The organism is Tessaracoccus sp. OS52, from assembly GCF_020687685.1.
Classification (GTDB): domain Bacteria; phylum Actinomycetota; class Actinomycetes; order Propionibacteriales; family Propionibacteriaceae; genus Arachnia.
On record NZ_JAJEWM010000004.1, the window covers coordinates 78,218 to 90,676 of the forward strand.

At 69.5% G+C, this 12,459-nt stretch carries 8 protein-coding genes and 1 tRNA gene; 6 read left to right on the forward strand and 3 right to left on the reverse strand.

What is annotated here, in order from left to right:
- The first annotated feature begins 1 nt into the window (after window position 1).
- From LKO27_RS12855 to kduI, 5 genes are read left to right on the forward strand one after another with little or no spacing between them, the layout of a single operon-like run.
- Complete coding sequence (locus LKO27_RS12855; protein ID WP_227737917.1) at window positions 2–1,381, forward strand: sulfatase; 1,380 nt, start codon at window positions 2–4, stop codon at window positions 1,379–1,381.
- A complete protein-coding gene (locus LKO27_RS12860) occupies window positions 1,378–2,529 on the forward strand; it encodes a GntR family transcriptional regulator (RefSeq protein WP_227737918.1) in 1,152 nt (383 codons plus the stop codon). Before LKO27_RS12855 ends, LKO27_RS12860 begins: the two co-directional genes overlap by 4 nt.
- Window positions 2,530–2,585: 56 nt before the next feature.
- On the forward strand, window positions 2,586–3,788 hold the full coding sequence (locus LKO27_RS12865; protein ID WP_227737919.1) for a glycoside hydrolase family 88 protein: 1,203 nt from the start codon (window positions 2,586–2,588) through the stop codon (window positions 3,786–3,788).
- Complete coding sequence (gene kduD, locus LKO27_RS12870; protein ID WP_227737920.1) at window positions 3,785–4,552, forward strand: 2-dehydro-3-deoxy-D-gluconate 5-dehydrogenase KduD; 768 nt, start codon at window positions 3,785–3,787, stop codon at window positions 4,550–4,552. Before LKO27_RS12865 ends, kduD begins: the two co-directional genes overlap by 4 nt.
- Before the next feature lie 23 nt (window positions 4,553–4,575).
- Entirely contained in the window at window positions 4,576–5,391 is an 816-nt protein-coding gene (gene kduI / locus LKO27_RS12875) for a 5-dehydro-4-deoxy-D-glucuronate isomerase (protein ID WP_227737921.1), read from the forward strand.
- 623 nt (window positions 5,392–6,014) lie between these two features.
- On the opposite strand, the gene LKO27_RS15415 is transcribed toward kduI, so the two are convergent.
- From LKO27_RS15415 to LKO27_RS12890, 3 genes are all read right to left on the reverse strand, one after another.
- Window positions 6,015–9,002 (reverse strand): hypothetical protein, encoded by a 2,988-nt coding sequence (locus tag LKO27_RS15415; protein WP_304650905.1) that lies wholly within the window; start codon window positions 9,000–9,002, stop codon window positions 6,015–6,017.
- 255 nt (window positions 9,003–9,257) lie between these two features.
- Window positions 9,258–10,841: a protein kinase gene (locus tag LKO27_RS12885; protein WP_227737922.1), complete on the reverse strand. Its 1,584-nt coding sequence runs from the start codon at window positions 10,839–10,841 to the stop codon at window positions 9,258–9,260.
- A gap of 280 nt (window positions 10,842–11,121) precedes the next feature.
- Window positions 11,122–11,209 (reverse strand) — tRNA-Ser (locus LKO27_RS12890).
- Window positions 11,210–11,553: 344 nt separating this feature from the next.
- On the opposite strand from LKO27_RS12890, the gene LKO27_RS12895 reads away from it, so the two are divergent.
- A complete protein-coding gene (locus LKO27_RS12895) occupies window positions 11,554–12,105 on the forward strand; it encodes a class I SAM-dependent methyltransferase (RefSeq protein ID WP_370630025.1) in 552 nt (183 codons plus the stop codon).
- Window positions 12,106–12,459: the final 354 nt, after the last annotated feature.

A 12,459-nucleotide genomic window follows, 5' to 3' on the forward strand; every position in this document is an offset into this window, starting at 1 on the left:
CGTGCAGCGCCCAAACCTGCTGTTCATCCTCTCCGACCAGTTCCGGGCAATGTGCCTGGAGGACGACCCGGTCCGGACCCCGAACCTGGACCGGCTGCGGACCGAGTCGCTGATGCTGACGCAGGCCGTGAGCTGCTACCCGGTGTGCAGTCCGCACCGAGCGATGCTCATGACCGGCAGGCACCCCAGCCTCAACGGGGTGCCCCGGAACGTGAACGACTCGCGGCCCGACGTCGGGTTGCGCGGCGGGCAGGAGACCTGGGCCAGCGTCCTGGCGGGCGTCGGCTACCAGACCGGGATGATCGGCAAGTGGCACCTCGAGCAGCCGGTGATCCCCGACGATGAGATCCACGGGGAGGGCAGGCGCTCCGACGGCAAGGTCTGGGACGCCTGGTCGCCCCCTGAGCGTCGCTTCGGGTTCCAGTTCTGGCACGGGCACGGCTGCAACGACCACCACCTGACCCCCCACTACTGGGAGACCGACTCGCCCCGCGAGCAGCGCCTCGACGTGGCCCAGTGGTCCGCCGAGCACGAGACCGACGTCGCGCTCGACTACCTGGGAGCCCTGGACCGGGATCGGCCCTTCGCGCTGATGGTGTCGTGGAACCCGCCGCACCAGCCCTTCGACGAGCTGCCCGACTGGGCGCCCCTGGAACACTACGAGGGCCGGCCCGCCGAGTCCCTGCTGGTGCGGCCCAACGTGCGGCTGGACTCCCCGGCCGGGACGGAGGCGGCCCGCATCGCCCCGCAGTACTTCGCCGCCGTGGAGTGCATCGACGTGCAGGTGGGCAGGCTGCTGGACCGCCTGGCCGAGCTCGGGCTGGCCGACGACACCATCGTCGTGTTCAGCTCCGACCACGGCATGCAGCTGGGCAGCCACGACGAGATCTACAAGAACACCCCGTGGGAGGAGTCCATGCGGCTCCCATGCCTGATCCGGGTGCCCGGGCTGGAGGCCGGCACCACCGACACGATGCTGACCAGCGTCGACATCGCACCCACCCTGCTGGGGCTGTGCGGGCTCGCCGCGCCGGCGATGATGCAGGGCCGCGACGTCTCCGACCAGCTTCTGGGGACCGTCGCAAACGACGCGCGTGACGTGTCGCTGTACTACCGTTGGCCAGTGGATGACCGGTCCAGCGGGGCCCGCGGAGTCCGGACGCACCGGCACAAGTACGTCGTCGTCCGCGAGGCTGACGGCGCCACTGAATCAGTGCTGATCGACCTGGAGTCCGACCCCTACGAACAACACCCCCTCGACGACCCCGCACTGGAGTCCGAACTGGCCGCGCTGCTGCTCGCCGAACTGGCCGCTGCGGGCGAGGACTGGGAAGGCCTCGACTGGGTCCGGAGCCGCCTGCGTGAAGGAGCCACGACGTGAGCCCCGATCTCTCCGGACCCGACGTCGAAGCCATGCGGGTGCCGTCGAACGACCTGAAGTACGAAGGCCTGGCCGCCACCATTCGCCGCGACATCCGGGCCGGCGCCTGGGCCGTCGGCGCGAAGATCCCCACCGAGAAGCAGCTCATGGCTGCCACCGGGATGTCGCTGACCACCGTCCGGCGCGCGCTCCAGCTGCTGACCGACGAGGGCTGGATCCGCCGCCAGCGCGGCGCGGGCAGCTTCGTCGAGCCCTGGGTGGCCAAGCGTGAGAAGTCCAGCTACCTGATCGGTGTGATGGTGCCGGAGACCCGCGCGTACTACGACCGCGTGATCCAGGGCATCCAGGACCAGCTGGCCTCGACCCGCTCCGGCTCGACGCTGCTCGCCACCTACGAGTGGGACCCGGACCGCGAGTCCCAGGCCCTGCAGACACTGCTCGAGGCCGGCGTCGACGGCCTGATCCTCACCCCCACGCTCCCCGAGGGCGAGCGCTCCCGCAAGCTGCTGCGCCAACTGCGGGAACTCCCCGTACCGGTGGTGCTCGCCGAACGCAGCGTGGCCTGGGCAGGCCCAAGCCACGTCATGGAGCACGTCGTCAGCGACCACACCGGCGGGGCCTACGACGCCATCGGTCACCTGCACCGGCTCGGCCATCGCAGGATCGCGCTGGTCTACCGCACCGGCACCAACACCACCGACGGCGTGGTCGAGGGCTACCGCTTCGCGTGCCGGGACCTGGAGCTGGAGCCGTGCGAGTGGGAACTGCCGCTGCCGCCGCTCGGGCAGAACGCCTCGGCCCAGGAGATCTCGGCGGCCGCCTCCGCATTGCAGCGCGACGAACTCACGGCTGTGCTCGCCTTCGGCGACCGCGAGGCCATGGGGTTGCAGAACGAACTGCGCCGACGCGGCGTCCGGGTTCCCGAGGACGTGGCGATGGTCTCCTACGACGACGAGACCGCCGACCTCGCGGCGGTGCCGCTCACCGCCGTCGCGCCCCCCAAGTACCAACTGGGGCAGATGACCGCAGACGTGATCATCCGCCGCCTCCGTGGCGGCAAGTCCTCACCGCTCGAGCAGGTCAAGCTGCGCCCCGTCCTGGTCATCCGCGAGTCCTGCGGGTCGTCCCGGACCGCCCCGCCCACGTGAGTCGTCGCGCCAACCACCAGTCCCACGCCGAACCCGACACAACTGCAGGAGAGATCGTGACCACATCCGTCGCCAAGCCACCCGTTTCGGAGGCTGTGCCCCCGCCCGTTCAGGAGGCCCTCGGCACGCTCCGGCGACTCGTGGCCGACTTCGGGCTCCGCTACCCCGACGACTGCACCTCCGGGGATGTGTACCCGCTGCGGGCAGCGCAGTTCGGCGAGCCGGAGGGTGGCAACACCGAGTGGACCACCGGCTTCTACCCGGGCATGCTCTGGCTGGCGGGCGAACTCACCCATGACGACGCCTGGCACGACGCGGCCCAGGCGCACGTGGCGAGCTTCGTCGACCGCATGGAGCGCCGGGTCCACATCGACCACCACGACCTCGGGTTCCTCTACAGCCTCGCCTGCATCCCGGCGTGGCGCCACCGCGGGGACCAGTCCGCCAGGGACGCTGCGCTCGCCGCCGCTGACCACCTCATGACGAGGCTGCTGCCGGCCGCTGGCATCATCCAGTCCTGGGGCGACCTGTCCGACGTCGCCCAGCAGGGCCGGGCCATCATCGACAGCCTGATGAACATGCCGCTGCTGTACTGGGCGAGCGAGGTCACCGGCCAGCCCCGGTACGCCGACGTGGCCGCCGCGCACGCCCGCGCCCTGCGCGACCACATCGTCCGCGAGGACGGCTCCACCTTCCACACCTTCCACTGGGACGTCGCCACGGGGGAACCGCTACACGGCTCGACCGCGCAGGGCTTCGCCGACAACTCCTGCTGGGCGCGCGGCCAGGCCTGGGCCATCTACGGCTTCGCGCTCAACCACCTGCACACCGGTGACGCCAGCCTGCTGGCCACCGCAGTCCGCGCAGCCGACTACTTCCTCGCGCACCTGCCCGCCGACGACGTCGCCTACTGGGACCTCGTGTTCGGCGACGGCGACGACGAGGAGCGCGACAGCTCGGCCGCCGCGATCGCCGTGTGCGGGCTCGTCGAGATCGCGAAGGCGACGGGGGAGGAGCGGTACCGCCAGGCAGCAGACCGCATCCTGGACTCGCTCATCGAGAGCTACTCCACCCATGACACCGAACCCGCCACCTGCCTGCTGCGCCACGGCGTCTACTTCAAGGCCGGAGGCCGCGGCGTCGACGAGGGTAATCTCTGGGGTGACTACTTCTACCTCGAGGCGCTGCAGCGCCGCGACGACCCCCAGTGGGTGTCCTACTGGCACCCGGGACAGTCCACCAACGGAGTTGAATCATGATCCTCGACGCATTCCGACTCGACGGGCAGGTTGCGCTGGTCACCGGCGCAGCCCGCGGACTCGGCCAGGCGATGGCCGTGGCGCTCGCTGAGGCCGGCGCCGACGTCGCCCTCGTCGGGTCCACCAAACCGCCCACCGCCACCGCCGAGGCGGTGACCGCGCTGTGCCGACGCGCCCTGACGCTGGTGTGCGACCTCTCGGTGGCCACGCCCCAGGAACTGCAGGAGCTGGTCGAGCGCACCACGGGCGAGTTCGGCCGCCTCGACATCCTCGTCAACAACGCCGGCATCATCCGACGCGCCCCCGCCATGGACTTCACCGAGGACGACTGGGACGACGTGGTGCAGGTGAACCAGAAGTCCCTGTTCTTCCTTGCCCAGGCCGCGGGACGCGTCATGAAGGCAGCGGGTGGGGGGCGGATCATCAACACCGCCTCGCTGCTCAGCCACCAGGGCGGCATCAACGTCGCCTCCTACACGGCCAGCAAGCACGCCGTCGCCGGGATCACCAAGGCACTGGCCAACGAATGGGCCCCTGCCGGCATCAACGTGAACGCGATCGTGCCCGGCTACTTCGCCACCGACAACACCGCCGCCCTCCGAGCCGACGAGGACCGCTCGGCCAGCATCCTGGCCCGCATCCCCGCGGGGCGCTGGGGCGAGGCCGACGACCTGGCGGGCGCAGCGGTGTTCCTCGCCTCCCGAGCCTCCGCCTACGTCCACGGTGCCCTGCTCGCCGTCGACGGCGGCTGGCTCGCCCGATGACCAACCAACACCAAGGAGCAACCATGGAGAACCGGTACGCCTGTGCGCCCGAGCACGTCGCGACCATGAAGACCGCCGAGCTGCGCGAGCGGTTCCTCGTCGAGGACCTGTTCGTCGACGGCGAGGCGAAGTTCGTCTACAGCCACTACGACCGCATCATCATGGGCGGCATCGTGCCCGGCGATTCCCCGCTGACCCTTCCCACGCCGGAGGCCCTGCACACCGAGCACCTGCTCGACCGCCGCGAGGCGGGGATCGTGAACATCGGTGAGGACGCCGACGTCACCGTCGACGGCACCACCTACACCGTCCCCCGCAAGGGACTGCTCTACATCGGCCGCGGCGCGCGTGAGGTCGTGCTCTCGGCGCCGGGCCGCTTCTACCTGTACTGCGCGCCCGCGCACACCGCCTACCCGACCACGCTCGTCGGCCCCGACGAGGGCAACGTGCTGGAACTGGGCGAGCAGGCGACGTCGAACAAGCGCACGCTGCGCCAGCTGCTTTACAACGGCGAGGTCAAGACCTGCCAGATCATGATGGGCGTCACCACGCTGGCCGAGGGCAGCATGTGGAACACCATGCCGGCGCACACCCACGACCGGCGCATGGAGTCCTACCTGTACTTCGACGTCGCCGACGACGCGCGCGTCATCCACCTCATGGGGGAGCCCAGCGAGACCAGGCACCTCGTCGTCGGCAACGAGCAGGGGGTCATCTCCCCGAGCTGGTCGATCCATTCCGGCGTGGGCACGCGCGCCTACTCGTTCATCTGGGCCATGTCCGGGGAGAACCAGGCCTTCGACGACATGGACGCCGCCCCAGTGACGCAGATGCTCTGACGCGTCCCGCTGGTCGAGGGTCTCATCTCGACACGTCACCGCTCGTTCCTCGCGGGCTCCTACTCGATCAGCGGGAGGGTGGGCCCTCCGTTGGTCGAGTGGCCAGCTCTCCGTTGGTCGAGTAGCCGACGAGGGACGAGTCGGCGTGTCGAGACCGTTGGGACTGGGGCTCTCCGTTGGTCGAGTAGCCGGCTCTCCGTTGGTCGAGTAGCCGACGAGGGACGAGTCGGCGTGTCGAGACCAGGAGACGCGAACTCGGCGTGTCGTGGACGGAGGTTGTCCACGACACGCCGTGTTTGCGTTCTGGAATCCCACTGTTCGCGCGGGTGTGATCTCGACACGTCGCCGCTCGTTCCTCGCGGGCTCCTACTCGATCAGCGGGAGGGGTCGCCGCTCGTTCCTCGCGGGCTCCTACTCGATCAGCGGGAGGGGTCGCCGCTCGTTCCTCGCGGGCTCCTACTCGATCAGCGGGAGGGGGCTCTCCGTTGGTCGAGTAGCCGACGAGGGACGAGTCGGCGTGTCGAGACCAGGAGCCGCTCGCGCGCTCCTACTCGATCATCGGAAGAGGAACAAGGGCGGCCCCGGATCAGATCCGGGGCCGCCCTTCTTCATGCCTGCCGCGCCTACTGCTCCTCGTGGGGGGTGGCACGCACGGCGTGCCCGGGGGGAGTGGCGAACGGTCCAGGCGGCGTTGGGCGGACCGCGAGGCCCGGCGGGGTGAAGCCAGGTCCCTGCGGGCCCGGCTTGGGGGCGTAGGAGCCGAGGTCGTCCAGATCCAGGACCCGGCCGTCGACGGTCACCGCGCCGGCGTCGGTGCAGTCGATGGCCACCGGTTCTGCGGCCACCGCCATCACGATCTTGAAGTCGGCGTCAGTCCCCACCTGTGTGACCCGCAGGTTCCCGTTGACGACGGAGACCTCACCATCCCCGGCGACGCAGCCCGTGAGGGCACCACCGTCGGAGGTGAGGACGAAGTCGGCGCCGGAAGGGTGAGCGAGGTCGATGGTCACACCGGCCTCGGGGTGAACCTGCCAGTCGTAGGTGTGGGACTCGGCGTCGCTGAAGGTGTCCTTGAACGCCAGCACGGTCACGTCCCGGTCGCTCATGTCCACCACGGCCTGCCTGATGGCCGAGTCGAGCTCGTAGTTCAGCGAACCGTCCAGGTGGACGTAGCCTCCGCCCTGTCCCGGGTAGGCGCGGGAGTCGAGAGTGACGCCCTGGCCGTCGGGGGTGCTGTACTGCCCGCGGGTCTGGATCCGGCCGTCGACCAGCGGGATGGAGAACAGGTTCGGGTCGGAACCCTTCCCCGCCATCAGCGCCCAGGTGGTGTCGAAGCCCATGAGCGAGAGCCCGAAGGTCTCCGACCCGGCCCAGCCCTTGTGCTGGTTGTTGCGGTTGTTCAGCGTGGCCAGCACGTCGTCGGCGCCGGTGTGGGCATTGCGGAACTCGTAGAAGCCGGGCTTGTCGTCGATGATCGCCCGCCGCGGCTCATCGGCGGTCATCTCGGAGGGATCACCCTGGCCGCCCGGGTACAGCAGGACGGTGTAGGCGTTGTGGGCGCCGTCGAAGATCGGGCCGTCGCTGCGGCCCAGGCCGCGGGTCGCGTCGTAGGTCCACTGCAGTCCGGGGAGGGCGCCCTCGGGCGTCAGGGGGAACAGCAGTGGCATGATGCCCTGCGTCTGGTTGCGCGGGGTACCGACGCCCCACTGCGCCATGTCCAGGGTCTCGCGCGCCGAAAGCGTGTGGAGCGCGAGGTTCCACCACTCGGGGCGTTCGAGTTCGTCGGCGAGGCTGACGTGGCCGGAGCCGATGGCGGCATAGGCCGACGGCAACATGTACAGGCCCGCGTAGTGGAAGTAGTCCCAGCCCTCCTGCGTGTAGCCGGTGTCGGTGTAGCCCTGCTGGACGTGCTGGCGCACCAGGTTGGACAGGTAGTTGATGCGCTCGTGGTTGAGGCCGAAGTCGGCGTCCCCGCGAGCCGCCAGCAGTGCTGCCAGTTCCGTCGTCGACGCCACGCCCACCCAGTTGCTGGCTTTGTCCGGGCCCTCCAGGTTGTCGTGGTTGTCGGCGGTCATGATGTCGCTGGCCTCGGAGATCAGGCGACGGATGTCGGCGCGCTGCTCGTCGGAGAAGCCGTTGTGGCCCCAGTCGTAGATGGCTGCGAGCAGCAGTTGCGCCCGGCCCAGGTTGAGGCCGTTGTTGGTGGCGTACCAGGTGACGAACCCGGCGTCGGCCATCGTGTAGGCGTGGGCCTGCTCGGCGTAGGCCTCGTCACCGGTGACGGCGTAGGCGAAGGCGGCGTCGCGTGCCCGGTACATCTGGGAGGCGGCGCCGGTGTAGCCGTTGTCGCGCACCCGGAGCAGCAGGTCCTCCCAGGCGCCCTTCGTGGTCGGGTCGGACTCGATCCGATCCCGCACGTCCGCGAGCCCGTCGTCGGTCACCATCGCGCGCGGGTATCCGGCGATCCCTACGACGGTGTAGTCGAGCACCTCGCCGCCCTGGACCAGTTCCAGGTAGGGACCGGTTCCGGCGGGGAGGGTGGCTCCGCCGTCGGAAGCGGGGACGGTGAGGACGTCGGCCAGTTCGGCGTCGGCGCTGGCTCCGGCGCGGAGCGTGACGTCGCCGGTAGCCAAGGTTTCGTCGTTGAGGCTCCAGTCCACGCGCACGCCGTCGGCTCCGGCGAAGGCGCTCATGACGTTGATGAGCTGCCGGTTGACCACCTCGTCGGGCATGGCGACGGTGACGGCGTTGGACACGCCGAGGGGGGAGCCGTCGGCGGCGAGCGCCTCGAGCACGTGGGTGTAGGTGGTGCCCGCGGTGACGGTCTCGTCGGCGACGCGGTCGGCGAAGGAGTGCCGGATCACGGAGTCGGCGTCGACGGCGGGAGCCTGGTCACCCTCGGCCCGGTGGATCGCAAAACGGTCGGCGTCGATGCCGGGGAAGTCCCACTGCAGGACCACGGCCGCCGCGCCCCTTGGGTGGGGCTGCGCGCTGAGGATCCCGGCGGCGCTGTCGTCGACCGCGTGCAGGGAGAGGTCGGCGAACCAGACGCTGCCGCCCGAGCGGTCGAGCATGGGCTCCACCATCAGCTTGGTGGTGCCCACGGGGACGGAGATGAGCGCCTCCACCGCGGTCCAGCCGAAGGTCCCGCTGCTGCGCCCGTGGTAAGCCATCGGAATGGTGACGTTGTTTGCGGCGTCGCGGCCCTGGACCCGGATGGAGGTCCAGTTGGTGGCGGCCAGGTTCTCGCCGCGGATGAAGCCGGTCAGCTGCAGGGTGCGCGGCGTGGCGTCGCTGATGGCGATGTGCTGCACCAGAGCCCGCCGGGCGGTGAGGTCGGTGGCCGGCTCCGCGGAGATCCGCAGGGCGCGGTCGCCGACGGGTCCGGCGGTGGGCTCGACGGCGAACGTGGTGGTTCCGGCCGGGGCCCAGGTGGTCCAGCCCGCGGGCAGGCCCGTGTCCGGGTTCACGTTGTTGAAGGTGCCGTTGGTGATGAGGTTGTCCGCTGCGGAGGCTGGTGCCGGGGTGATGGCCAACAGTCCGAGCAGCAGGGCTACGACGCCGAGCAGCGATGTGGCTCGCCGGCCCGGCCTGTTCGTGGAGTACTTCATTGTTTCCCCAATCTGTACATGTCGAGTCGACGCTATGTCGGCCGCAGGGGAGTAATAAAGGACCTTTTCGAACGCTGGACAGGGTCTTCATTACTATCTAGGGCGCTGCGTAGCCGTCTTCCGATCGGACTTCAAACTGTGCGACTCGATCAGCTGGGGCGGCTCGGAAAACCATTGCCCGGTGATCGAGTCGCACGGTTTGAAGTTGCGGTGCTGACACCCTCAAGGGGTCGGCGGCTCACGTGCTCCGTGCGCTCAGGCTCCAGCCGAGACCAACAGCACGACGACGTCGGTGCTGGTCCCCGGCGCTGGATAGGTCCCCACGACGGTGCCCCTGGGGGTCTCGGCGGCGATGTCGACCGTCTCGACGTCAACGCCAGGCGCCTTGAGCAGCTCTCTGGCTTCCTTGACGTCGGTCCCCACCAGGTTGTCCGGCACGACGATCGGTGGCTGGGGGTTCTTCGGTTTCCCGCCCTGGCTCTCGATCAGCACCACCGACTGACCGTCCGCCACGGCTGATCCCGGATCGGGGATCGTCGCCACGACTGAACCCTTTGGCCCCTGGACCCTCACCTCCACCCGCTGCACGTCCAAACCCTGCGCCTTGAGGTCCTCCTCGAGGGCTTTCGCGTCCATGCCGACCGCATCCGGTGGGACTGTCAGCCCGGCCGGGTCCGTCGCGGGGTCCGGGTCCGCAGGAGGAGTGGTCTGTGGTGTGGCGACGGCGGTGGTGACGTCCTGCGGCGAGGGCTGCCCCGACGACGTCGTCGCGGCTGAGGAGACACCTGGGTCGGTGGGTTCGGGCGCGCCCTCCGGCGACTGTCCACGCCAGACGGCCCAGCCCGCCACCAGCACGCCGGCGGCGAGCAGCCCCACCGCCACTCGTGGCCACCACTTCCTCTCGTTGTGCCGTTGGGGCGCGAGCGGCAGGGTGGCGGCGCCGGTGGGGCGCTGGGCGGCGAGTGGCACGGTCGCCGCGGTGGGCGGGGGCTCCGTCGGGAGGATCAACGTCTGTGGCTCGGCCACAGCAGGCAAGCCTCGAAGCGCCCGCTCCATTTCGCCGCCGTCGGCGAACCGCCGAGCGGGATCCTTCGCCGTCGCCCGGGCTACGACCGCGGCGAGCGGCGCGGGCACGTCGGCGACGATTTCGCGCACGTCCGGGACCTCGTCGCGGATGTGGCTCAACGCGACCGCCAAGGGCGTCTCGCCATCGAAAGGGGCCCTGCCGGTCAGCATCTCGAAGCAGAGGATCCCGACGGAGTACACGTCCGAGGCCGGCGTGACGGGCTCACCGGAGGCCTGCTCGGGTGACAGGTACTTGGCCGTTCCCAGCACGGAGCCGGCTTCGGTCAGCGTGGCCTGTCCGAGGCTGCGGGCGATCCCGAAGTCGGTGACCATCACCTGGCCGTCGGGCCGGATCATCACGTTGCCCGGCTTGATGTCCCGATGGACGATGCCCACCGCGTGCGCCGCCGCCAGCGCGGAGCAGACCTGGGCGGCGATCTGCACCGCACGACTCGGATGGACCTTGCCCTCCCGGTGCAGGACCTCGCCCAGGTGCTCACCGTCGACGAACTGCATGACGATGAAGTGCTGCTCCCCGTCGCGGCCGGTGTCGTAGACCTGCGCGATGTTGGGGTGGGCCAGTGCTGCGGTGGCCCGCGCCTCGCGGGTGAACCGCTCCACGAATCCCGGGGCTGAGGCGTACTCGGGCTTGAGCACCTTGACGGCCACGCGTCGGCCGAGGCGCTCGTCCAGACCCTCGTGGACGGTCCCCATGCCTCCGGTCGCGATCCGGCGCACCAGCCGGTACCGCCCGGCGAGCGTCACGCCGCCCACGGCTCATCCTCCGGACACATGAGGGCGAGTCTAGGCGGGACCGGGTTGGGCAGGCGGCGATACCCGCTCAGCAGCGAGACGGTCGCGGCGATGGGGTCCGGCCTCGACGACTTCAAACTGTGCACCTCGATGCGCGGGCAACGGTTTTCTCCTGGTCCCGTGCGGATCGAGTCGCACAGTTTGAAGGTCGGTGTCAGAAGCATCTGGGGGTGACGATAGGGGTGGGGGCGCGTCTGCCGGGGGGAAACGAAGAATCCCGCCACCAGGGCGGGAATCTGTTTGGCGGAGGATACGAGATTCGAACTCGTGAGGGCGTGAACCCAACCCGGTTTCCAACCGAGCGCCATAGGCCTCTAGGCGAATCCTCCATCGGGGATCCTACCGGAGGTCCTCCCGGCCCAGCAAAATCGACTCGGATCACTCATCGGCACCTCCTCGGTCGGTGGCCACCGGACCTCGTCCCACCTCCGCGCACGCCGTCGGGTGGTATGCCGTTCGGGAGGGGCCGACGTCGGGGCAGCCGGTCAGCGGCACGCCCAGTCCGCTGCCGATTCGACAGCGCCCCACAGGCAATCCGGGTTTACGCTGGTGGTGTCGAGGGCGGAGGTCCGAGATGGAATGTTGCCCCGGTGGCGACGCTTACGAGGCGGAGTTCTCTTCCGGCTTCGCCCAGCGCACCGCGCGTCGATATGTGCGACGCGGACTCGGCCGGGTGCCCCGCCGCATGGTGGACTTCCTGGAGTCGCGCGGGGTCTCGGGCGCCTCGGTGCTCGAAATCGGCGGCGGCGTCGGTTACCTCTCGGTGGAGCTGCTGCGCCGCGGTGCAGCGACGGCCACCAATCTGGACCTGTCGCCCAACTACCAGGATCAGGCCCGCGCCCTGGTCACCCGTTACGGGCTGGAAGGACGCATGACCAGCCGCCAGGTGGACCTCGCGACTGATCCTGAAGCCGCGCCGCCTGCCGACGTTGTCATTTTCCACCGCGTGGTCTGCTGCTATCCGAACTACCGAGCGCTGCTGTCATCGGCTGGTTCCCACGCGCGGTCAGCGCTGGTCTTCAGCTATCCCACGAACCATGCGCTTAACCGTGTCGTGCTCAGGTTGGAGACCTGGTCCCGGGTCGTGCGCCGCAACGACTTCCGCGGGTTCATCCACCAACCCGCGGCGATGTTCGAGGTGCTCGAACGCGCGGGGATGAGGCTCGCGATGCAGCGCCACGGTCTGGTCTGGTCCATCGCGGGCTTCGAGCGCCGCAGCACCTGACCGCCGAGGGATCTCGACACGTCGCCGCTCGTTCCTCGCAGCTCCTACTCGATCAGCGAGGAAGTCCTCCGCCGTCCCGGAGTCCTCGCAGCTCGTACTCGATCAGCGAGGGATCTCGACACGTCGCCGCTCGTTCCTCGCAGCTCCTACTCGATCATTGAGGAAGTCCTCCACCGTCCCGGAGTCCTGGCAGCCCCTACTCGATCAGCGAGGAATTGCTCCACCGTCCCGGAGTCCTGGCGGCTCCTACTCGATCAGCGAGGAAGTCCTCCACTGTTCCGGAAGTCTTGGCGTCCCCTACTCGATCAGCGAGGAAGTCCTCACCCTCCCGGACGTCCTCGCAGCTCCTACTCG

Excerpts from the sequence above, each read along its gene's own strand:
- kduD (WP_227737920.1), top strand. The coding sequence starts at position 3,785 with ATGATCCTCGACGCATTCCGACTCGACGGGCAGGTTGCGCTGGTCACC.
- kduI (WP_227737921.1), top strand. The coding sequence starts at position 4,576 with ATGGAGAACCGGTACGCCTGTGCGCCCGAGCACGTCGCGACCATGAAG.
- LKO27_RS15415 (WP_304650905.1), bottom strand. The coding sequence starts at position 9,002 with ATGAAGTACTCCACGAACAGGCCGGGCCGGCGAGCCACATCGCTGCTC.